This window comes from Stenotrophomonas sp. YJH_SMC_16 (assembly GCF_059367875.1).
In genome coordinates, this window is the sequence record NZ_JCAFRH010000002.1 from 83,102 (window position 1) to 105,809 (window position 22,708).

18 protein-coding genes are annotated in these 22,708 nt (G+C 66.6%); 14 read left to right on the forward strand and 4 right to left on the reverse strand.

What is annotated here, in order from left to right; genetic code table 11:
* Positions 1 to 10 precede the first annotated feature (10 nt).
* Complete coding sequence (gene trxB, locus AC5P6E_RS05145; RefSeq protein WP_014037154.1) at positions 11 to 982, reverse strand: thioredoxin-disulfide reductase; 972 nt, start codon at positions 980 to 982, stop codon at positions 11 to 13.
* Between the two features lie 233 nt (positions 983 to 1,215).
* Between trxB and AC5P6E_RS05150 the strand changes: the two genes are divergently transcribed.
* The 5 genes from AC5P6E_RS05150 (at position 1,216) to AC5P6E_RS05170 (ending at position 8,372) form a co-directional block, all read left to right on the forward strand.
* Positions 1,216 to 3,576, forward strand: coding sequence for a DNA translocase FtsK (locus AC5P6E_RS05150; RefSeq protein ID WP_010485837.1), 2,361 nt, complete (start codon positions 1,216 to 1,218; stop codon positions 3,574 to 3,576).
* 39 nt (positions 3,577 to 3,615) lie between these two features.
* Positions 3,616 to 5,559 carry a DUF3857 domain-containing protein gene (locus AC5P6E_RS05155; protein WP_010485836.1) on the forward strand — a complete coding sequence of 648 codons (1,944 nt, stop codon included), beginning with the start codon at positions 3,616 to 3,618 and terminating at the stop codon, positions 5,557 to 5,559.
* A gap of 111 nt (positions 5,560 to 5,670) precedes the next feature.
* Complete coding sequence (gene lolA, locus AC5P6E_RS05160) at positions 5,671 to 6,309, forward strand: outer membrane lipoprotein periplasmic chaperone LolA (RefSeq protein WP_049448152.1); 639 nt, start codon at positions 5,671 to 5,673, stop codon at positions 6,307 to 6,309.
* A gap of 219 nt (positions 6,310 to 6,528) precedes the next feature.
* Positions 6,529 to 7,827 carry a replication-associated recombination protein A gene (locus tag AC5P6E_RS05165; RefSeq protein WP_228355318.1) on the forward strand — a complete coding sequence of 433 codons (1,299 nt, stop codon included), beginning with the start codon at positions 6,529 to 6,531 and terminating at the stop codon, positions 7,825 to 7,827.
* 155 nt (positions 7,828 to 7,982) lie between these two features.
* Positions 7,983 to 8,372, forward strand: a complete 390-nt coding sequence (locus AC5P6E_RS05170; RefSeq protein WP_029550756.1) for a DUF805 domain-containing protein — start codon at positions 7,983 to 7,985, stop codon at positions 8,370 to 8,372.
* A 92-nt stretch (positions 8,373 to 8,464) separates the two neighbouring features.
* Here AC5P6E_RS05170 and AC5P6E_RS05175 read toward each other — a convergent pair whose 3' ends face one another.
* Positions 8,465 to 9,427 carry a class I SAM-dependent methyltransferase gene (locus AC5P6E_RS05175; protein ID WP_019337453.1) on the reverse strand — a complete coding sequence of 321 codons (963 nt, stop codon included), beginning with the start codon at positions 9,425 to 9,427 and terminating at the stop codon, positions 8,465 to 8,467.
* A gap of 65 nt (positions 9,428 to 9,492) precedes the next feature.
* On the opposite strand from AC5P6E_RS05175, the gene AC5P6E_RS05180 reads away from it, so the two are divergent.
* From AC5P6E_RS05180 to AC5P6E_RS05220, 9 genes are all read left to right on the forward strand, one after another.
* Positions 9,493 to 10,521 carry an alpha/beta hydrolase gene (locus AC5P6E_RS05180; RefSeq protein WP_495230735.1) on the forward strand — a complete coding sequence of 343 codons (1,029 nt, stop codon included), beginning with the start codon at positions 9,493 to 9,495 and terminating at the stop codon, positions 10,519 to 10,521.
* 122 nt (positions 10,522 to 10,643) lie between these two features.
* Entirely contained in the window at positions 10,644 to 12,020 is a 1,377-nt protein-coding gene (locus tag AC5P6E_RS05185; RefSeq protein WP_495230736.1) for a YncE family protein, read from the forward strand.
* Between the two features lie 51 nt (positions 12,021 to 12,071).
* A complete protein-coding gene (locus tag AC5P6E_RS05190; protein WP_495230737.1) occupies positions 12,072 to 13,118 on the forward strand; it encodes a heme/hemin ABC transporter substrate-binding protein in 1,047 nt (348 codons plus the stop codon).
* The gene (locus tag AC5P6E_RS05195) at positions 13,115 to 14,158 is read left to right on the forward strand and encodes a FecCD family ABC transporter permease (RefSeq protein ID WP_049481266.1); all 1,044 of its coding nucleotides are present in this window, start codon (positions 13,115 to 13,117) and stop codon (positions 14,156 to 14,158) included. Before AC5P6E_RS05190 ends, AC5P6E_RS05195 begins: the two co-directional genes overlap by 4 nt.
* Entirely contained in the window at positions 14,155 to 14,916 is a 762-nt protein-coding gene (locus tag AC5P6E_RS05200) for a heme ABC transporter ATP-binding protein (RefSeq protein WP_049409838.1), read from the forward strand. Before AC5P6E_RS05195 ends, AC5P6E_RS05200 begins: the two co-directional genes overlap by 4 nt.
* 64 nt (positions 14,917 to 14,980) lie before the next feature.
* Positions 14,981 to 15,730: a hypothetical protein gene (locus AC5P6E_RS05205; RefSeq protein ID WP_019337459.1), complete on the forward strand. Its 750-nt coding sequence runs from the start codon at positions 14,981 to 14,983 to the stop codon at positions 15,728 to 15,730.
* A 415-nt stretch (positions 15,731 to 16,145) separates the two neighbouring features.
* Positions 16,146 to 18,182 (forward strand): elongation factor G, encoded by a 2,037-nt coding sequence (fusA, locus tag AC5P6E_RS05210; protein ID WP_495230738.1) that lies wholly within the window; start codon positions 16,146 to 16,148, stop codon positions 18,180 to 18,182.
* 274 nt (positions 18,183 to 18,456) lie between these two features.
* Positions 18,457 to 18,729: a hypothetical protein gene (locus AC5P6E_RS05215; protein WP_005409616.1), complete on the forward strand. Its 273-nt coding sequence runs from the start codon at positions 18,457 to 18,459 to the stop codon at positions 18,727 to 18,729.
* A gap of 110 nt (positions 18,730 to 18,839) precedes the next feature.
* Positions 18,840 to 19,595, forward strand: coding sequence for a SapC family protein (locus AC5P6E_RS05220; RefSeq protein ID WP_010485810.1), 756 nt, complete (start codon positions 18,840 to 18,842; stop codon positions 19,593 to 19,595).
* Here AC5P6E_RS05220 and AC5P6E_RS05225 read toward each other — a convergent pair whose 3' ends face one another.
* Complete coding sequence (locus tag AC5P6E_RS05225) at positions 19,596 to 21,920, reverse strand: ATP-binding protein (RefSeq protein WP_311069202.1); 2,325 nt, start codon at positions 21,918 to 21,920, stop codon at positions 19,596 to 19,598.
* Positions 21,917 to 22,663, reverse strand: a complete 747-nt coding sequence (locus AC5P6E_RS05230; protein WP_237707010.1) for a LuxR C-terminal-related transcriptional regulator — start codon at positions 22,661 to 22,663, stop codon at positions 21,917 to 21,919. The genes AC5P6E_RS05225 and AC5P6E_RS05230 overlap by 4 nt, the downstream gene beginning before the upstream one ends.
* Positions 22,664 to 22,708 lie beyond the last annotated feature (45 nt).

Sequence of the window (22,708 nt, forward strand, 5' to 3'; positions counted from 1 at the left end):
GGTCAGCCTCTCAGCTGGCCTTGCCCTGGGCGTCCAGGTAGCGCTCGGCATCCAGTGCGGCCATGCAGCCGAAGCCGGCCGAGGTGATCGCCTGGCGGTAGTGCTGGTCGGCCACGTCGCCGGCGGCGAACACGCCTTCCACCGACGTCTGCGTGGCATTGCCACCCAGGCCCGAGCGGATCTCCAGGTAGCCGTTGTTCATCGCCAGCTGGCCGTCGAACAGGGTGGTGTTCGGGTGATGGCCGATGGCCACGAAAAAGCCGTGGGCATCGATGTCGCGGGTGCTGCCGTCCAGGGTGGACTTCACGCGCACACCGGTCACGCCGGCGTCGTTGCCCAGCACTTCTTCCACCTGGTGGTGCCAGACGGTCTCGATCTTGCCTTCGGCCACCTTCTTGAACAGCTTGTCCTGCATGATCTTTTCCGCCTTCAGGGTGTCGCGGCGGTGGACCAGGTAGACCTTGCGGGCGATGTTGGACAGGTACAGGGCCTCTTCCACGGCGGTGTTGCCGCCGCCGACCACGACCACGTCCTGGTCGCGGTAGAAGAAGCCGTCACAGGTGGCGCAGGCGGACACGCCGCGGCCCTTGAACTCGTCCTCGGTCGGGATGCCCAGGTACTTGGCGGTGGCGCCGGTGGCGATGATCAGCGCATCGCAGGTGTACTCGTGGCTGTCGCCGATCAGCTTGAACGGGCGCTGCGACACGTCGGCGGTGTGGATGTGGTCGAAGATGACCTCGGTCTCGAAGCGCTCGGCATGGGCCTGCATGCGCGCCATCAGGTCCGGGCCCATCAGGCCGTGGGCATCACCCGGCCAGTTGTCCACCTCGGTGGTGGTCATCAGCTGGCCGCCCTGCTGCAGGCCGGTGATGACGACCGGCTTCAGGTTGGCGCGGGCGGCGTAGACGGCGGCGGTCCAACCGGCCGGGCCGGAACCGAGGATGACGAGGCGCTGGTGGCGGGAGGGCAGGCTGGTGCTCATGTAAACTCGCGAAAAGGTAGATGGGACAAGGCGCTGGCGATATTTGCGCAGCATCCTTGGCAGGTCATAGAGTGGCGGCTGGGGCAGGGCGATTCAAGCCGATGAACAGAACGCCGTCATCCGGCGATGGTTCCGGCGCTCTGAACGCCCTGTCGGATGTCGCATAACTGAAAACTGACGCCGTCTCATTTATTATCAATCACTAACAGCGCATTCCAAAGGTATGGTCTAAGGTGGCGAAGCAGGTCCCCGAACGCTCCAAGTCCGACGACAGCAAGGCGTCACGTCGCACGGCCGCGGCGGCGACGACCGACAATCCACGCCGCCAGCGCCTCTGGCGCGATCTTGGCCTGATCGCCATCGCGCCGGCCCTGCTGTACCTGGCGGCCAGTCTGTTCACGTATTCAGCGACGGACCCGGGCTGGTCGCATACCGGCAGCGTGGTCGCGCCGGTGCACAACCTCGGCGGTCGCGCCGGGGCCTGGATCGCCGACGTGCTGCTGCAGCTGTTCGGCTACATCGCCTTCCTGCTGCCGGTGGTGCTGGGCGCGCTGGCGTGGATCGCCATGTTCGGCCTCAAGCGCGAGAGCAAGGGCGAGAACGACCTGGACCCGGCGCTGCGCCTGGTCGGCCTGGTCGGCTTCCTGATCGCCGGGACCGGCTTCCTGCACGTGCGCCTGTTCAGTGGCGATGTCTCCAGTGCCGGCGGCATTCTCGGCAAGCTGGTTGGCAATTCGCTCACGGTGGGCTTCGGCGCGCTGGGCGCGAACCTGTTCGTGCTGGTGCTGCTGCTGGCCTCGATCACCCTGGCCACCGGGCTGTCCTGGTTCACGGTGATGGAAAAGATCGGCCGTGGCGTGATGTCGCTGGCACCGTTGCTGGCGCGCAAGAAAGAAGAAGTCACCGAGTGGCAGCAGACGCGGGTGATGCGCGAGGAGCGCCAGGAAGTGCGCAAGGCCGACGCCGAAGTGCGCGCCAAGCGCGAGCCGGTAAAGATCGAACCGCGCCCGGAACCGGTGATCGAGAAGAGTGATCGGGCCAAGCGCGATACCCAGATTCCGATGTTCCGTGGCGTCAACGGGGATGGTTCCGACCTGCCGCCGCTGGCCCTGCTGGACGACCCCAAGCCGCAGCCGGTGGGCTACGACAAGGAAACCCTGGACGCGCTGTCGCGGCAGATCGAGTTCAAGCTGAAGGACTTCCGCATCGACGCTCAGGTGGTCGGCGCCAACCCTGGCCCGGTCATTACCCGCTTCGAGATCGAGCCCGCGCCGGGCATCAAGGTCAGCCAGATCAGTTCGCTCGACAAGGACATCGCGCGTGGCCTGTCGGTGAAGTCGGTGCGCGTGGTGGACGTGATTCCGGGCAAGTCGGTGATCGGCCTGGAAATTCCGAACGTCACCCGCGAGATGATCTACCTCTCCGAACTGCTGCGTTCCAAGGAATACGACAAGTCGGCCAGCGTACTGACCCTGGCGCTGGGCAAGGACATCGCTGGCCGCTCGACTGTGGCAGACCTGGCGCGCATGCCGCACCTGCTGGTGGCCGGTACCACCGGTTCGGGCAAGTCGGTGGCGGTCAACGCGATGGTGCTGAGCCTGCTGTTCAAGGCCTCGCCGAAAGACCTGCGGATGCTGATGATCGACCCGAAGATGCTCGAACTGAGCGTCTACCAGGGCATTCCGCACCTGCTGGCGCCGGTGGTCACCGACATGAAGGAGGCCGCCAACGGCCTGCGCTGGTGCGTGGCCGAGATGGAGCGCCGCTACAAGCTGATGAGCGCGGTCGGCGTGCGCAACCTGGCCGGCTTCAACAAGAAGGTGAAGGAAGCCCAGGACGCCGGCCAGCCGCTGATGGACCCGCTGTTCAAGCCGAACCCCGAGCTGGGCGAGGCGCCGCGCCCGCTGGAGACGCTGCCGTTCATCGTCATCTTCATCGACGAATTCGCCGACATGATGATGATCGTCGGCAAGAAGGTGGAAGAACTGATCGCGCGCCTGGCACAGAAGGCGCGTGCGGCCGGCATCCACCTGATCCTGGCCACGCAGCGCCCGTCGGTGGACGTGATCACCGGCCTGATCAAGGCCAACATTCCGACGCGCATCGCCTTCCAGGTCAGCTCCAAGATCGACTCGCGCACCATCCTCGACCAGTCCGGCGCGGAAACCCTGCTCGGCCACGGCGACATGCTGTACCTGCCGCCGGGCACCGCGCTGCCCGAGCGCGTGCATGGTGCGTTCGTGTCCGACGATGAAGTGCATCGCGTGGTCGAGCACCTCAAGGCGATGGGCCCGGCCGACTATGTCGACGGCGTGCTGGACGAAGTGCAGACGATGGGCGACGGCGTGGTCGTCGGCGCCACCGGACTGCCGGAGAACAGTTCGTCCGGCGACGAGTCCGACCCGTTGTATGACGAAGCACTGCGGGTGGTGACCGAGACCCGCCGCGCCTCGATCTCCGGCGTGCAGCGCCGGCTGAAGATCGGCTACAACCGTGCAGCGCGACTGATCGAGGCCATGGAAGCGGCCGGCGTGGTCAGTTCGCCCGAGCACAACGGCGACCGCACGGTGCTGGCTCCGCCGCCGCCGAAGTAAGACCCGACGTATCCCCCACGACGTCCAAGGAACCGACGCATGCTTCACCCCGTACCAAGCGCGCTGGCACTGGCGCTGGCAGCCTTCCTGGCTGCCGGCCCGGCACTGGCAGACACCGCCACCTCCGCGCCCGCCACGGCGCCGCCTTCCACCAGCGGCGATACCGAAGCCAGCAATAATTTCAGCATTGTCCGTTACCGCGCCGACTACCAGGTGCGGCCGGATGCGGGCAATGTGCAGACCGAAACCTACGAAGTCCTGCTCAAGACCAAGGCTTCCGTCGAGCAGTTCAGCCAGGTGCGGCTGAGCTACAGCGAGAAGATGGAGACGCTGGAAGTACTCGGCGCCTACACCATCACCGCCGACGGCCAGCGCCGCGACGTGCCGGCCGACCGCATCTACACCCAGGAGAGCTACTCCAGCGCCTCGGCGGCAATGTATGCCGACCGCAAGGTGCGGGTGATCGTATTCCCGAACCTGGCCCCGGGCACGCGCCTGTACTACCAGGTGCGCCGCACCCAGGTCACGCCGTACTTCCCGGGCTACTTTGGCCTGTGGGAAACCTTCAACGTCTTTACCGAGTACGAGGACGCTGAGGTCACCCTGAGTGCGCCGGCCAACCTGCCGATGTTCGTCGACAGCCGCGGCGTGCAGGGCAGCGATCGCCCGACGGTCAAGAATGGCCAGGCGCAGTGGCGCTGGCGCTACCAGCGTCGCGAAGCCATGCCGGCACAGAACTGGTCGGCGGCGGGCTGGGAGTTCGGTCCGAACATCATGGCCAGCACGTATCGTGACTGGTCGCAGATGGGGCGCGCCTACCAGCTCAAGGCTGGCCCGGCGGCGCAGGTCACGCCGGAACTGCAGGCGCTGGCAGACGAAATCACGACGGGCATCAGCGACCGTCGCGATCAGGCTGATGCGCTGTACCGCTGGGTGGCGCAGAACATCCGCTATGTGGCGGTGTACCTGGGCAATGGTGGCCTGGAACCGAACAGCGCGCAGAGCATCCTCGACAACCACTACGGCGACTGCAAGGATCACGTGACGATCCTCGAGGCGCTGCTGGCGGCCAAGGGCATCGCCAGCTCGCCGGTGCTGATCGGTGCGGGCGGCGGCCCGACGCTGCCGAAGATTCCGGTGCTGGGCCGCTTCAACCACGCCATCACCTACATCCCCGAATTTGATCTGTACCTCGATTCGACCACCGCGTGGGCGCGCTTCGGCCAGCTGCCGGAGGGTGACCTGGGTGCGCCGGTGATGCGCACACGGGACGCCACGCTGGCACGCACCCCGGCCAACACGCCGGAGCGCAACGCCACCTCGATGGAAGTGCGTTTCACCTTCGACGCCAACGGCAACCTGCGCGGCGAGACGATCCCGAAGCTGGGCGAGAACGCCGAGATCGGCATGCGCGCCCAGTTCTCCCAGCTCAACGCGCAGAACCGTGCGCGCGCTGAAGAGCAGATCATGGCCGCCTCCGGTTTCGACGGGCGAGGGCAGCTGCAGATCCAGGGTGTGCCGGTCGACCTGACCCGGCCGTTCGGCTACCGCATGGCGTTCCAGGCCGAGGATTACGCCGACTTCAGCGTGGCCGGCGGCATGGCCGTGCCGGATCCGCCGGGTGGCGAGTCGGTGCGTGGCTTGTACGCCACTGCCTCGGCGCCGGCCAACGAGACGCCGTTCTACTGCAATGCCAGCCTGCGCGAGGAGACCTACCGCCTGCAGTTCCCGGCCAGCGCGCCGATCATCGCCATCCCGGCCAGCCAGCGATTCGCCAACGCCGCCGGCGAGTACCGCGTGGACTGGAGCCGCGAAGGGCAGGAGGTGATCGTGCACCACCGGTTGCAGCAGAATGCGGTGCGCGGCCCGGAGGCACTGTGCCAGCCGCGGGATTATCCGGCGTTCCGCGCGCTGTATCGCGAAGTGCGGCGCGGCTTCCGTGGCCAGGTGCTGTACGGCAAGCTGCCGGCATCCGGCGGCTGAATCGCCGATGGACGTTCAGGGCGGCATAATGTCGCCCTGATCGCCCATTCATCTTTCCCCGGGCACACTGGCAACCACCTTTCCTGGCGCCCGCGCCCACAGGATTCCCGCATGAACTTCCGCTTCCGCCGTTTTCTTGCCACCACCACCCTGGCCGTGGCCTGCGCCGCCGCCGGCAGCGCCTGGGCTGGCGCCCGCGATGACCTGAAGACCTTCACCAGCGGCCTGAAGGGCTTGGATGGCCAGTTCAGCCAGCAGGTGTTTGACAGTCGTGGCAAGGTGAAGGAATCGACCAGCGGCCGCGTGGCCCTGTCGGCGCCGCGCCTGTTCCGCTGGGAGTACGTGCGCCCGCACGAACAGCTGATCGTGGCCGACGGCAAGAAGGTCTGGATGTACGAGCCGGACCTGGAACAGGCCACCGTGCGCGAGCAGGGCAAGGAAGAGCAGAACAGCCCGCTGACCGCGCTGATCAATCCCGCGCTGCTGGAGCAGCAGTATGACGTCAGTGAAGAGGCTGCGCAGCGTGACGGCCTGCAGTGGCTGTCACTGTCGCCGAAGCGGGAGACCGAAGCCAGCTTCCAGTACGCCGCGCTGGGTTTCAACGCCCAGGGCCTGGCCAGGATGGAAATCACCGACGCGGTCGGCCAGCGCACCGTGATCAGCTTCAGTGGCTGGAAGCGCAACCCGGGCTTTGCCGCCGGCACCTTCAGCTTCACCCCGCCGAAGGGCACCGACGTCATCGGTAATTGATGGCGGTCGCCGGGCATGGCCCGGCGCTACCTGCTCTGGTGGGTATCAACCGGTACCGCCTTGGTGGGTGTCAACCTTGGTTGACACGCTCTTGAACTGCCGGCCAGCGGCCGGCACTACCGGAATCGTGGTCACCCGGCGCGGTACAATAGCCGCGTGCCAAGACATCGCTCCACTTCCTTCCCTGGCCCCGATCTACTGAGCGTCGATCGGGAACACATGCGCCCGCTGGCCGAGCGCATGCGCCCGCGCACCCTCGACGAAATGGTCGGGCAGAAACGCCTGCTGGCCCCGGACAGTGCGCTGCGTCGCGCCGTCGAATCCGGGCGCGTGCATTCGATGATCCTGTGGGGGCCGCCGGGCTGCGGCAAGACCACGCTGGCGCTGCTGCTGGCCGAGTACTCCGACGCTGAATTCCGTGCCATCTCTGCGGTGCTGTCCGGTCTGCCGGAAGTGCGCCAGGTGCTGGCCGAGGCCGCCCAGCGCTTCGCCGAAGGCCGTCGCACCGTGCTGTTCGTGGACGAGGTGCATCGCTTCAACAAGGCGCAGCAGGATGCGTTCCTGCCGCACATTGAACGCGGCACCATCCTGTTCGTCGGCGCCACCACCGAGAATCCGTCGTTCGAACTGAACTCGGCGCTGCTGTCGCGTTGCCGCGTGCATGTGCTGGAAGCGGTCTCGCCAACCGATATCGTCGAGGCGCTGGAACGTGCACTGGGTGACCGCGAGCGGGGCCTGGGCGAAGAGGGCATCGAGGTCGCGCCTGAGCTGCTGCTGGAAATCGCTACCGCTGCCGATGGTGATGTGCGCCGTGCGCTGACGTTGCTGGAAATTGCCGCCGAGCTGGCGGGCGGGGAGGGTGGCCGCATCACGCCGCAGACCCTGACCCAGGTGCTGGCCGATCGTACCCGCCGCTTCGACAAGGGCGGCGAGCAGTTCTACGACCAGATCTCGGCGCTGCACAAGTCGGTACGCAGCTCCAATCCTGATGCCGCGCTGTACTGGCTGACCCGCATGCTCGACGGCGGTTGCGATCCGTCATACCTGGCGCGTCGGCTGACCCGCATGGCCATCGAGGACATCGGCCTGGCCGATCCGCGCGCGCAGAGCATGGCGCTGGAAGCCTGGGACATCTACGAAAGGTTGGGCAGCCCGGAAGGCGAACTCGCCTTCGCCCAGCTTGTGCTGTACCTGGCTAGCACCGCCAAGTCGAATGCGGGCTACGCCGCGTTCAACCAGGCCAAGGCCGACGTGCGCGAAAGCGGCACCGAAGAAGTGCCGCTCCATCTGCGCAATGCGCCGACCAAGCTGATGAAGGAGCTGGGCTACGGCGCCGAGTACCAGTACGACCATGACGCCGAAGGCGGCATCGCGCTGGACCAGACCGGTTTCCCGGATGCGATGGGCGAGCGCGTGTACTACAACCCGGTACCGCGTGGCCTGGAGATCAAGCTGAAGGAAAAGCTGGATCGGCTGCGCGCCGAGCGCGAAGCGGCGCGGGCCGCGAAGGGCCGCTGACCCGGCTTCTGTAGAGTCGAGCCATGCTCGACTTCGCTCTTGCATGGGCTTACAGGTACCTCTTGGAACAGCAGCCGAGCATGGCTCGGCGCTGCATTGTCCTGCGCGCGTTCATTTGGCACACTGCGCGGCTTCTCTTTTCAAGGATCGATGCCGTGCAGGAAATGATTCTGCCGTTGAAGCGCTATGCCCAGTTCGAGGGCCGCGCCAACCGCCGCGAGTATTGGATGTACCAGCTGTTCCTGTTCCTGGTGGCGACGGCAGTGATGCTGCTGGCCGGCGTGCTGGCGATCCTCCTGCGCAACAGTCCCGATGCGCTGGCCGGCATCCTGATCGGGATGGTGGTGCTGCTCTGCGTGATGTGGCTGGCGACGATCGTGCCGCTGATCGCGGTGACCGTGCGCCGCCTGCATGACTGCAACCAGTCGGGCTGGCTGTTCCTGCTGGCGCTGGTGCCGGGCGGTGGAATCGTGATCATGATCTTCTCGCTGCTGCCGGGCACGCCGCAGGAGAATGTCTATGGTCCGGTTCCGTCCGGGCCCTGACACTGCGTGAGTCGCACACGGCCCGACGCTACAGCACAGGTGAATGGAGTCGGCGTAACGCCGGCTTCATTGTTTCCGGGCCGCTGCCGGCGCTACGCCGCGCGCGCCGTTATGGGCAGGCCCAACGGGCTGTTGTGGATGATGCCCCATTGTGGGTACTGGCTGTCGTGCAGCTTGACATCGACGAAGCCTGCTTCCTCCAGCAATCGCACCAAGTGCGGGTATGAAAAGATCCTCAGTTCCAGCGTGGAGCCGTCACCGCCGTGGAAGGACAGGTCAGAGAATCGCTGCTCCCTGCCATCCTTGGTGATGTTGACAAGGATCCGGTCCGGGCCCGTGCCCTCGATCCGGTAGTCGTTGAGTTCGGGAAAGTGCTCGATCGTGACGTCGTGATATCCATAGGGAACGGTGAGTGCAAGAAGTCCACCCGGCTTCAGCAGCGCCCGCAGGTTCCCGAGCGTGCGTTCGCACGGTCCGTCCACGTGTTCCAGGACATCGGAGCTGACAACGAAGTCATGTTTCCCCAGGTATTGCTCTGCCGGGTGCCGGATGTCCAGCATCGGCTGGGTGTGGAAGTAGGTATTGATGTAGTCGAACTTCCGCCGCAGGGCCACGGCATAGATGTGCGCGTCGGTCATTCCGATTCCCTTGAGCTGTTTGCAACCGGGGATGCGTTCAAGCACGCGGACCTCCCGCCCCTCGTCCATTTCGGTCTGCAGTGCCGCCATGAGGGCTCGGAACCGGAGCGTGGATCCGCAGCCGATGCAGCTACGCGCCTCCCGCTCGGCGATGACCTCCCGAGACGCCCGCAAACGGAAGCCACAGATGTTGCAGGCGGGCCTTTCGGCGCTCGGGACGCTCACGGCAAAGACGTGCGGGCGAATGGTGTCGAGCGCTTTTCGGGCAAGGTTACGGCAAATGGCGTACACGCTGTGACAGTCCCTGTTTGTGTTGATGTTGCGTAGCTTGCCGCATGCCCGCTGCACGAATCCAGCCTGAAGGCCTTCATCGCGCGCGTGATACACAGCGTGACGTTCGATCGATGTGATAATCATTCGCGTTTAAGGTAGACTGCGGTCCCTTGTGAACCGGCGGCCCTGGGCCGCTTCTGCTGCCGCTGATGAAGCATTTCGTCCCGCCTTCGCGCCGTGGTCTGCTGGCCCGCGGCTTGGCCGCCTTGATGATGGGTCTGCTCCTGGCCACCCCGTATGCCTATGCACAGCAGCGCAATCCGCTGCAGAAGATCGGCCACACCGTGCTCGACGAGCCGGCGGCCAGCTATCGCTTCGAGCATTTCGTGGTGGACAGCCCGGACCGGCAGCGCCGTTGGCGGGTGAACCTGGCGATCCCGGCCAAGGCCGGCAAGACACCATCCCCAGTGTTGTACGCGCTGGACGGCAACGCCGTCGCCATGGTCCTGGACCAGCCGCTGCTGGCCGAACTGGCCACGCGCAAGGCGCCACCGGTGCTGGTGCTGATCGGCTACGACAATGACCTTCGGATCGATTCCAAGGCGCGCACCCGCGACTACACCGCGTGGATCGACCGTGCCGACGACGAGAGCGGTACAACCCAGGCGGTCGGTGGTGGTGCCGCGGCCTTCCTGGATGTGATCGAGCGCCGCATCAAGCCGGAAGTCGAGCGTCGCGCACGCATCGATGCGCAGCAGCAAGCGCTGTGGGGTCACTCGCTGGGCGGCCTGTTCGTGCTCAATGCGCTGTACACCCGTCCCGCCGCCTTCCAGTCCTACCTGGCGGCCAGCCCGTCGCTGTGGTGGAGCCAGGGCGCGGCGCTGGGTGATCCGGAACAGCAGTTCGTGCAGAACATGCATGGCCAGCCGGCAAAGCTCTGGCTGATGCTGGGCGGCGCCGAGCGCGTCGGTGATCGTGGCAAGCGCGACATGAACAATCCGCGCGTGGTCGCGCACCTGCGCCGCATCGGTGGCGCCACCCCGGATGCGGCGATGCAGTTGTCCGAACGGTTGGCCAAGGTGCCGGGCCTGAGCGTGCAGTACCGGGAGTTCGACGGCCTCGGCCATGGCCCGATGCTGCCCGCGTCGTTCCATGCCGCGCTGCATGAGTTGTACGGCGTGACCGACCGCAGCGCCGGTGACGGTGTCCCCACGGGTGGTGACAACGCCGCCGAGTGAATCCCTTCGCACGCGATGCCGTGCGACCCCACTACCCAGGCGAGGCTGCCGACGTGCAGCGGCCCAGGCAACCGATGAATCCCGCGTCACGTGGCGCGGCCTACGTGTGCAAGGAGCCTTCCATGTCGTTCCGTCCGTCTTTCCGTCTCACCTCTCTCGCCGCCGGCCTGTTGCTCGCGGTGACCGCCACCGCGCAGCCGGTGTTCGATCAGCCGGCCAACGCCACCTTCAAGGGTGAGGTCGTCTCGCGCGGTGAGAACGTGGTTCCCGGCAGCACTGCCGACGTGGTCGGTCGCGGCTTCGTGCCGGGCCAGAAAGTCAGCCTGCTGCGTGGCGACAGCGTGCTCAACACGCAGCCGGTGGTGGTCGACGCCGATGGCAACTTCAAGACCCAGCTGAGCATTCCGGCCGATGCGGTGCCGGGCACTCACCCGGTGGTGGTGCGCGCCAGCCAGCCGGCTGCAGCGACCGTGCTGAAGCTGCGCGTCTCGCCGCAGCTGCCGCTGTCCGGCCAGGCGCAGTTCGCCACCCAGTCCAACAAGCTGGTGCCGGGCCTGTACCAGTCCGCCTACAGCGCCGCCAGCAACGCGGTGTTCGTCACCTCGGCCGTGGGCCGTCCGCCGGTGACCCAGTCGCAGCTGCTGAAGCTGGACCCGAAGACCCTGAAGGTGACCAAGGCGATCACCCCGGCGCAGGTGCCGGGCAGCACCAATGGCGCGGTCTATGCGGTCTACGGTGTGGGCGTGGATGACACCAACGGCAATGTGTGGGTGACCAATACCCGCCAGAACTCGATCGCGGTCTACCGCCAGAAGGACCTGTCGCTGGTCCACCAGTTCCCGGTCGACACCGTGCCGCACGCGCGCGACGTAGTGGTCGATGGCACCCGCGGCAAGGTGTTCGCTTCGGCCACCGGTGAGGACCACCTGTCGGTGTTCGATGCCAGGACCTTCAAGGAACTGGCGCAGGTGACGCTGGAATCCGGCGTGGATGACGGCAAGTTCACCCCGATGAGCCTGGTGCTGGACGAAAAGGCTGGCAAGCTGTTCACCGTCAGCATCGGCACCCCGGAAGCGGCGGTGATCGATGTGGCCAGCGGCAAGGTCGAGAAGGTCATCGACCTGGGCAACTCGATCAGTGCCTCGGGCGTGGCCTTCGACGCCGCGCGCAACCGCCTGTACGTGGCCTCGCAGGGCACCGACAACCTGCTGATCGTCGATGTGGCCGCCGGCACGGTGCTGCACGATGTGCCGGTCGGCGCCGGCGCGCTGAACGTCGCCTTCGATGATGCCTCCGGCCTGGCCTACGTCAGCAACCGTGGCGCTGGCACGGTCACCGTGGTGAACGGCGACGGCAAGGTGGTCGCCAACCTCGATGGCGGTACGCTGCCGAACCACGTCCGTGCCGATGGCAAGGGCAACGTGTTCGCGGTGAACAAGTCGCGTGGCGCTGAAGACCCGAAGGGTGACCGCATCACCCGTATCACCCCGAAGCAGTAAGTCACAGGGCAGGGCGGCGTGCGCGTCGCCCTGCCAGCAAGGAGAACGTCCATGAACATCGCGTCCCGTCTGCGCCTGTGTGCGCTTCCGTTGGCTGTTTCGCTGGCGCTGGCCGCCTGTGGCGGTGCGTCGACGCCGCCTGATGGCCAGAAGGCCGGCGAGCCGCCCACTGCAACGGCCGCTGCGGCAACCGCGTTGCCGGCAGGCTGGCAGCGCGTGGCCGGCGCCGAGATGCCGACGGTGCATGACCAGAAGGCCGTGCTGCCGGCCAAGGTGCATTCCGATGATGGTGCCGACGTCGAAGTGGCCGACACCAGCCGGATCATTGCCGGTGGTGACGATGTCATCGCGGTGATCGAGGCGCTGGGTCTGGGCAAGCAGGTATTTGCCGCGCCGACCAACACCACCACCCAGGCCGGCCTGGCCGCACCGCACCAGTTCCTGTTCAACCGAACCACTGGCGTGGAGGGCGTGCTGAGCCTGCAGGGCTCGCTGTTCCTCGGCAACAGCCTGCGCCGCCACACCGAGCTGGCCAGGAAGCTGCGCGAAGTGGGCGAGCCGGCCGTGGTCATCGATGACCTGCAGCCGGCCCCGGACAAGGTGCGCAAGGTCGCCGCCGCACTAGGGCTGGCCGAGGCAGGGCAGGCACTTGCCACGCAGGTGCAGCGCCAGCTCGACGAGGCTGCAGCGATTGGCAAGGGCCTGGGCCATGCGCCACGAGTGATCCACGTGTCGGCCACCGGTGCCGGTGGCTCGCCGACTGTTGCCGGTGCCGACAGCGCGTCGGCGCAGCTGATCGCACTGGCTGGCGGCGTCAACATCGGCACCGAGGCCGGGGTGAAGAACTACTCGCAGCTGAGCAATGAAGGCGTGGTTGCCGCGGCACCGGAGGTGATCCTGGTGACCGAGCATGACCTGCAGTTGTTCGGTGGTGCCGAAGGCCTGTGGAAGGCGTACCCGACGTTGAAGCAGACCCCGGCCGGGCAGGCCAATCGGGTCTGGGTGATGCCGGATGTGCAGCTGAAGTACACCAGTGTCGGTTCCGGTGCTGGCGCACTGGCGCTGGCCAAGGCCCTGGCGGCGTTGCCGAAGGCATGAGTCCGGTGGATCGGCGCCGCCGTCGCGGGCGGACAATGTTGCTGGTGGCGTTGCTGGCACTGCTGGGTGCGGTGCTGGCCTCGTTCGCTGTGGGCCCGCTGCGGCTGCCGCCGCTGGAGGTGATGCAGGCGCTGGCGGTGAAGCTGGGCCTGCTCGATCCGCAGGCGGTCAGTAGCCGTGATCTGGCGGTGGTCTGGCAGCTGCGTATTCCGCGTGCCTTGTTGGGCGCGATGGTCGGTGCGTCGCTGGCGATGGCCGGTGCCAGCCTGCAGGGCCTGTTCGGTAACCCGCTGGCCGACCCCGGCATCGTCGGTGTCAGCCAGGGTGCTGCACTGGGTGCGGTGGCCGCCATCGTGCTGGGCGCCGCCGGTGCGGCGGGCTGGCTGGTGCCTGTGGCCGCGTTCGTCGGCGGTGCGCTGGCGATCGGCCTGACGTATGCGTTGGCCCGGCCTGGCAAGGGCACGGGTAACGCCACGCTGCTGCTGGTCGGTATCGCGATGGCCGCGTTCTGCTCGGCGCTGATTGGTTTCCTCACTTACATCGCCAGCGAAAGCGAACTGCAGTCGCTGGTGTTCTGGCAGATGGGCTCGCTCGCGCGCGCCAACTGGGCCGACGTGGCTGCGGTGGTGCCGTTGTTTGCGATTGGCGTGTTCGCATTGCAGCGATTGGCCACGCCGCTGGACATGCTGGCGCTGGGGGAGCGCCAGGCACAGCACCTCGGGCTGGATGTCACCCGCACGCGTCGTCGCCTGGTGGCGTTCAGTGCGCTGCTGGTGGGCGCGGCGGTGGCCTTTGCCGGCTCGATCAGCTTCGTTGGCCTGGTGGTGCCGCACGTGGCGCGCCTGTTGGTCGGCCCCGGGCATCGCTGGCTGCTGCCGTTGTCCGGCCTGCTCGGTGCGCTGCTGATCGTGGTGGCCGACACCGCCGCACGCACGCTCGATCCGCCCGCGGAGATTCCGCTGGGCTTGTTCTCGGCCGCGCTGGGCGCACCGTTCTTCCTCTGGCTGGTGCTGCAGCAGCGCCGCAAGGCGGCCCCATGAGCGTGCTGCTGAAACTGCACGAGGTGGTGGTGCGCCGCCAGCAGCGCGAGATCCTGCATGGCATCTCGCTGGCGTTCGAGCCGGGTACGGTGACCGCCCTGGTTGGACCGAATGGCGCGGGCAAATCCACGCTGTTGGCGGTGGCTGCCGGTGACCTGCGCGCCGATGCGGGCGAGGTGAGCCTGTTGGGCAATCCGCTGGCCAGCTACAAGGCCGGACCACTGGCGCGCGAGCGCGCGGTGATGCCACAGGAGCACGGCGTGCGCTTTGCCTTCAGCGTGGAAGAAGTGGTGGCGATGGGGCGTTTGCCGCATCCGCCGGACCCGGTCACGGACGATGCCCGGGTGGAAGCGGCCATCGATGCAGCCGAACTGCAGGCGCTGCGCCTGCGCGAGGTGCAGCAGCTGTCCGGTGGCGAATCGGCTCGCACCACGTTCGCGCGCGTGCTGGCGCAGGACACGCCGCTGTTGTTGCTTGATGAGCCGACGGCCGCGCTGGATCTGCGCCACCAGGAGCGCACGCTGCGCAGTGTGCGTGCCTGTGCCGAGGCCGGTGCGTGCGTGATCGTGGTGCTGCACGACCTCAATCTGGCCGCGGGCTATGCCGATCGCATCGTGCTGCTGGAACAGGGCAGGGTGGCGGCCGATGGCACGCCATTGCAGGTGCTGACCGAAGACAATCTTCAGCGCGTGTACCAGCAGGATGTGGTGGTGCTGGAGCATCCACGGCGTGGGGTGCCGCTGGTGGTGGTGACCTGAGCATCAACGCGCTCTGCCAGGCGACGTATCATGTGCGGTTCGTTCTCTTCAATGGACTGATGCAATGATCCGTACTGTTTCACATGGCGTGCTGCTCTCGGCAATGGTCGCCTCCGTATGCGCCGCCAGCACTGCGTCGGCATCCTCGGTTTCCCTGATCAAGGCCGCCGAGCAGGCCTCGCTGATCGAGAGCCGGTATTCCGCTGGCGGGAGCGCTCCTGTGGTTCCGGTGGCGACCCGCTATTTCGCCAGTGATGAAGTGCTCATCAGCTGGGACGACCAGCAGGTACTGATGTTGTGCAGGGAGGCGGTGTACCTTCAGATTCCTGCCGGCAAGGCAGGTGACGTTGCGCTGGCCACCGAACAGCGGCAGATGATTGCCTACCAGGCGCTGATGTCTGGAATGGGTTCGGTTGCGGCCGTGGCAGAAGCGGCGGGTGATTCCGTGGTGGTGGCAGACGACGGTAGCGAGACCCGTCGCGCGGGGGAGAGCAGCTGGGCCTACGGGGTGGAGCGCAATGAAGTCACCACCCAACGCATGGCCGATGGCGCGCTGCGGATCCGGGCGCGCAAGACCGAGACCGTGAACAAGGCCAAGCCTGCGGAGCCAGGCGATATGTTCAGCACCGAAGACGACCAGGCTGCACGGTTGTCGGAGCTGGCGCCGGTCGGCAGCTGGACCGAGGTGGTGATCCATGGTGGCCCGCGCCAGGCGCAGGTGGATCTGGCGATGTCGTTGAAGGGATGGATCTCGATGGGGGACGACCAGGCGGCGACCGTGGGTGAGGCGCGCAAGCTGCACAACTGCAACTAAGGCAGGGGAGGGGTCAGAGCCCTTGGCCGTCGCAAAGGGGTCCGACCCCGATGCCCGCCGGCTTCATCGTTCCATCTGTGTGCGTAATATTCACTTGCGCGCCAGATTGGCAGGTCTAGAATGCGCCCCATGAACCGGATGCCGCTCCTGAAGTTTTTCACCCTGACCCGCGCAAGCGCGGAACGGGCGTGTCTGCCTGGAGCCCCACGAGGCCGTTGAGACGGCCATCGCTGGACCTTCGACAGAGCGCCCTTCGGGGCGCTCTTTTCGTTTCCGCAGTTCCATTCCCCGTAACCCGATGTGCCGCAAGGAGAACGTGCCATGCACCAGATCGCCGAGACCGAACGCTAGCCGCGCACCCTGTCGCCAACCGGGGTGCGCGGCCCCCGAAGTTGGCTTTGCAGGAACCTTTCTCATGAACACCCAAGTCCTTTCCCGCCGTCGCAACCTCGGCATCATTGCCCACATCGATGCCGGCAAAACCACGCTGACCGAACGCCTGCTGTGGAAAAGCGGCGAAATCCACCGCGTCGGCGAAGTGCACGACGGCAATGCGACCACCGACTTTTCGGCGATCGAGCGCGAGCGTGGCATCACCATCGGCGCTGCCGCCGTGCAGGCGCAATGGGCACCGCGTGACCTGCCGCCGCATCGGCTGACCCTGATCGACACCCCCGGTCACATCGACTTCGCGATCGAAGTCGAACGTTCACTGCGCGTGCTCGACGGTGCCGTGGCCGTGTTTTCGGCCGTGGACGGCGTGCAGCCGCAGTCCGAGACGGTGTGGCGCCAGGCGCGCCGCCATCGCGTGCCGCTTATCGCTTTCGTCAACAAGATGGACCGCGTTGGCGCTTCGTTCGAGCGCGTGTTGGAGCAACTGCAGGACAAGCTGCGGGCGCGGCCGTGGGCACTGGGCGTGCCGTTGGGCAGCGAAAGCGGCTTCAATGGCTGGGTCGATCTGGTCGATGAGCGCGTGCTGCAGTGGCAGGATGGCGCCGCAACCACGATGACCCCGTGGGACGACGCGGTGCGCGACCAGTGGCAGGCACAGCGCGATGCGCTGGTCGAAGCCGTGGCTGATCACGACGAGCAACTGGCCGATGCCTGGCTGGAAGGTCGCGTGATCGATGCCGGGACGCTGCGTGCGGCGATCCGTCGGGCGACGCTGGCAGGTGCGGGCGTGCCTGTGCTGGCCGGTGCTGCGTTCAAGGACAAGGGCATCGAAACGCTGCTGGACGCCGTGGTCGATTACCTGCCGTCGCCGCTGGATCGCCCTGCGGTGAGCGCCGAGAGCGAAGGTGGCGAGGTGGTGCTGCCGCCGGATCCGGACGGTCCGCTGGCGGGCCTGCTGTTCAAGATCACCCACCAGCAGCACGGCGCGCTGAGCTTCGTGCGGCTGTACTCGGGCACCTTGAAGGTGGGCGACGCCGTGGCCAGTTCGCAGCATCCGCAAGGGCGGCGCGTCAGCCGCCTGGTTCGCGTGCAGGCCGACCAGACCCACGACATCGAACAGGCCGTGGCCGGTGACATCGTCGCGGTACTGGGCTGGAAGGATGCGGTCAGTGGCGAGACGCTGAGCAGCCGTGCGCTGCCGTTGCGCCTGGAGAACATCCAGGCACAGGCGCCGGTGCTGGCCTGGCGGCTGGAGCCGGCGCGTGCGGCCGACCTGATCCGGATGGCGCAGGGGCTGGCCAACCTGGCCCAGGAAGACCCCTCTTTCCGCGTCGAAACCGATCGCGATACGGCGGAAACCCTGGTCTGGGGCATGGGCGAGCTGCACCTGGAGGTGATGGTCGAACGCCTGCGCAGCGAATGGAAGGTGGACGTGGGTGTGGGCTCGCCGCGCGTTGCCTACCAGGAGACGCCGATGCGTGCGATGACGGGCGTCGTCGGGCGGCTGGTCAAGCAGACCGGCGGCCAGGGCCAGTTCGCGCACGTGGTGCTGGACGTGGCGCCGCGTGAGGACGACCAGATCGTGTTCAACGATCGCATCGTCGGTGGCGTGGTCCCGCGCAGCTTCATCACGGCGGTGGAAAAGGGCGTGCGTGCCGCACTGTCGGAAGGGCCGCAGGGTCATCCGGTGGTCGGTATCGAGGTCAGTCTTGTCGATGGCCAGACCCATGCCAAGGACTCGTCGGAGATGGCGTTCCACCGTGCGGGTGCCGAGGCGATCAAGGCGGCGCTGGCCGAGGGTGGCACGCAGCTGCTGGAACCGGTGATGGCGGTGACGGTGCATTCGCCATCAGCGTCGGTGGGTGATGTGGTGGGCGACCTCAACCGTCGCCATGGTCGCATTGCCAGCATCGACGACCAGGACGGTCGCGCCGAGGTCAGTGGCTTTGCGCCGCTGGCGCAACTGGTGGGTTACACCACGTCGCTGCGTTCGCTCAGCCAGGGGCGGGCGAGCAGCGAGGCGCACCTGCACGGCTATGAGCCGGTACGCGCTGCATGAGGAAGGTGAGGGGAGCCCGTTCGCGGGCTCCCTTTTTTTTGTGGTCGGGAACGCGCATCCACGCATGGCGCGGATCTACTGGGAGTTGGCGGGTTTCCGTATCCACACAAGGCGCGGCGATTCCGCAGTAGATCCACGCCATGCGTGGATGGAGCCCTCGGCATGCGATTTTTTGCATTGCATCGCAACAAAACTGCAGAAAAGGCTGGATTAAAGTGATGCCTCACGATAAATTGCGCACCCCCCGTTGCTCGCCGCCGCCCGCACCCCTCTCATGCGTGATGACAAAGACCCCGGAACCCTGGAGCTGACCCTGCCGCGAAAGCGCGGTCGTCCGCCCAAGTTCGGGTACGCCATGAGTGATGCGCAGCGGGCCGCACGCTATCGCGCGCGCCGGGCAGGGCAGGCCAACCACGCCGATGTGCGCTCCTGCTCGGACATGGTGCTGCTGGACAAGATCCGCGCCGCAGTCAGCGCGCGCGACACCGAGCTGGCCGGTTTCCTGGTCCACGTGCTCTGGCAGCGCTACCCCCTGCAACTGAAATAGGCCGTCGGTGGGGTGGCCGTTGTCATCGAGCTTGTTGATAATGCGGGATTCAGGTTGTTCCCGCTGGCGCGCCCGGGATGGCAGGCGCGCATGATCGAACGGTTCCCAAGATGACGACCACCAGCGACACCACCACCGAAGCGGCGCCGAGCAGCGCCCCCCTGTTCTACACCCGTCCGGTGCCGCTGCAGGCCGATGTGCATGCCGATCTGCGCATCCTGCCGGGCAAGCTCGAGTTTGCCGCCGGCAACAACGCCATTCCGCTGGTGCTGGGCGAGTTCTCGCTGGCCCTGCACCACTTCCCGATCCTGTTCGCTGGCCCGACCGCCGTGCCGATGGCCGCCGTTGGTGTTTCCGACCAGAACCTGTTCATCAAGGACGGCCTGTGGGAAGACGAGGCCTATATTCCGGCCTATCTGCGTCGCCACCCCTTCATCTTCATCGACACCGGTGCGGACAACGACTTCCTGCTGGGCATCGACGAAGAGAGTTCGCGCGTGGTCAAGGGCGGTGACGAAGGCCAGCCGCTGTTCGTGGACGGCAAGGCCACCGACATGGTGCAGCAGGCGCTGGAGTTCTGCGGCCAGTATACCCGCGAGCATGAACAGACCCAGGCCTTCTCCAAGGCCCTGATCGACAACGGCCTGCTGGTCGAGCGCAATGCCACCGTGCGTACCCCGGATGGCCGCGAGTTCAATCTCAACGGCTTCCTGGTGGTGGACGTGGAGAAGTTCGTGGCGCTGCCGGAAGCGACCGTGGTCGAGTGGCACCGCAGCGGCTGGTTGGCGCTGATCCATCAGCACCTGATGTCGCTGGGTCGCTTCAACGACCTGACCCGTCGCCAGGTCGAGCGCCTGGCGGCCTGATCAGGCCGATGGTGCGGCTTCCGCCCTGCGGGAGCCGTGCCACTGCTGCAATCCCTGCAGCAGCCGCCGCGCCTGGACCCAGTCGGGCGCGGCCTCATGCCCCATCTCCCACAGAGCGGCCGCCATGCCGGCCTGATCCATTGCCCGGCACATCTGCAGCGTGCCCTGCAGGCGGTGCGCATGGTGGCGTAGTGTCGCAGCATCGACGTCGTGCACGGCCTGTTCGATCCTGGCCAGCTCATAGGCAATGTCCGCAGCGTAATCCGGCTCGACGCCAGGGGCGTCATCGGGCGCAGTACGGTGCGCCGGGGGCGGAAGGCCCAGCGCCTGCAGCAAGCTCGCAACCTGCAATGGCTTGACCAGGATGGCGTCGAATCCGGCTCTTCGGCAGCGCGCCGCATGGCGGCGCCCCATGCGGGCGGACAGGGCAATCACTCGCAGGGGGGACTCTGCCTGCGCGCGCAGCTGCTGCGCCAGAGCGTAGCCATCCGAGTCGCGAAGCCCGATGTCCAGCATGACCGTGGCGCGCGGTCGTAGCGCGTGCTCGGCCAATGCGGTGTCGGCATCGGCAACCGCGCGTACATCCGCACCCAGCCGGCGCAGCTGCTCTGCGACGATGTGCCGGCTGAGTGCATGATCTTCGACCAGGAGCAGGTCGATGCCGGCCAGTGGTGTCTGCTGCAGCGGCTCGATGGGTGGCGGATCGCCGTGGACGGCGCGGACCGGCAATCGCAGGGTGAAGCGGCTGCCGCGCCCATGCACGCTGTGTGCGGTCAGGTTGCCGCCCATGGCAACGGCCAGTTCGCGCGCGATCGTCAGGCCCAGCCCGGTGCCGCCACGTCTCTGGCCATCCTCGCTCTGCTGGAATGGCCGGAACAGAAGCGCCAGTTGAGCGGGCGCAATGCCGATGCCGCTGTCGATCACATCCAGCAACAGCTCCCGGGGAGACAGGGCGGGCGATAGTTGCAGGCGCATTTCGATACCGCCGACATCCGTGAATTTCAATGCATTGCCCAGCAGGTTGTCGACAATCTGGCGTAGTCCATCGGCATCCAGCGCGACCACCGGCGCTGGATCAGGCGTGCGATCGAGCTGGAGTGACAGGCCTCTCCGTAGTGCCTCCGGCCGGATGGCTTCCAGTGCACGGGCACAGAGTTGACCGACGTCACAGGGCACGGGATGCGGCCTGAAGCTGCCGCTGGCAAGGCGCGAGAACGCCAGTGAGCGATCGAGCAGCCTGCGCAGCGACTGGCCGGCAGCAAGCGCTGCCGCGAGCAGTTCGCGCTGCCCCTTGGGCAGGTGTGACTGGCTCAGCAGGTCGATCGAAGCCAGAATCGTCTGCGCGGAATTGCGCACCTCATGGCTGATCATCCCCGCCGCGCGCCCCAGGCGGCGTTCCGTGCGGCCGATTCGCCAACGTAGCGCCTGCCAGAGCACGGGCAGGCCGATGAGTGCCGTGGCCAGACACAGCAGCCATCGCAGGAGCGGGAGGCGCATCTGGTCAAGTGTGCTCTCGATGGATGCGGGCAGCATCTGCTGTGCCCACAACTCCAGCAGCCCTGCGTGCTCTTCGAGCGTGATGGCGCGCAGCGCCTGATCGATGCGCGCCAGCAGCTGCTGGTCCTCGCGGCGGACAAACAGGTGCAGATCGGTGGAAAAATCGCTGTCGAACGGGTGCAGTTGCAGGTTGCCCGCGAAGTGCTTCCGGATCATCGACTGCAGCGTTGCTTCCAGGCCGATGGCCGCATCGGCGATACCGCTCTCCACGGCGGCCAGCGCCGCATGGCGGTCGTGAAGGTGCAGCAGGTGGATCTGAGGATGGTGGGTCGCCAGCCAGTCGGCATAGGGGCCACCGTCAACGACGGCCAGCACCTGCGCCCTCACCCCGGTGACGTCACGGGGTGGGCGCTCGCCTTTACGCGAGGCCAGCACCGTCCTGCCGCCATGGAAAGCGCCCGATGCCATCAGGTCGGGACAAGGAAGCGGGCGATGCGAAGGATTGCCCATGACCAGCACCAGGTCAGCCTCATGCCGGCAGACGGCAGCGACCGCCGCGCTCGTGCTGGTGTAGGTGAGATCGCGGAAGCGCAGGCCGGAATGCTGAGCGACAAGGTCGGCATAACCATGGGCGAGGGTAGGGGGCGTGCGTGAATCCTCCAGCGCTGCAGGTAGCGGGCGCAGTGATGGCGCGGTGGCAACCCGCACTTCGCGGCCGGCGGACCATTCCTGCAGTTGCGCATCCTCGGCGGAGGCTGCGGGCAGCAGGATCAGGGCCAGCAGCAAGGTGCACGAAGTGCGCAGACGGAGACGAGCGCGGCGCCTCATCGCACCCCCAGCTGCCGCCGCAGTGCATAGATCTCCACGTCATTGCGCAACCCGAGCTTGCGCAGGGCGGCGACCTTCTGGGTGCTGACCGTCTTGACGCTGCGGTGGCGGTGCAGCGCGATCTCGGAGACGGTCAGGCCTGCCAGAAGCAGGTCCAGCACTTCGCGTTCGTTGCGACTGAGTTCCTCGCGGTTGGCCGGGAACAGGCAATCGGCGGGCAGGCGGCACAGTCCCTGCGATATGCGCACGATGGCTTCAGACAGCATCTCCAGGGGCTCGGACTTGCTGACCACGCCGCTGATGCCGGCCGTCAGCAGGTGATCGATGCGGGTGGTTGGCGTCAGCGTGGCGAAGGCGAGCAGGGGAACATGAGGAAAGCACTCGCGCAGGAGAGAAACCAGTTCATCACTGCTGCGGTCGCCGGGCGCCAGGGTGAGATCGATGATGGCGACATCCACTGCCAGCCGGCGCAGGCTGCCAACGAGCTCATCGCTGCGGGTGTGGCTGGCGACGATGTCGAAGCGGATGTCGCGGGACAGGTGCAGGACGGTGCCGCGGCGGACGACTTCGTGATCGTCGAGGAGTGCCAGCCGCAGTCGGCGCGGTGCAGGGTATCCATTCATGCGCTGGGAGGTGATCGGCGCCCGAAGGGCGTGGCGATCATTCTGGCGCTGCTGTCGCGTCGAGCATCGAATTTGTTGGATTTTTGCGATTATTCCTAAGGGTCGATGTGCAAGATCCATCAATCCAGTGTTGCCGATTGATGCAGTGGATCGTCAGGCCACAGT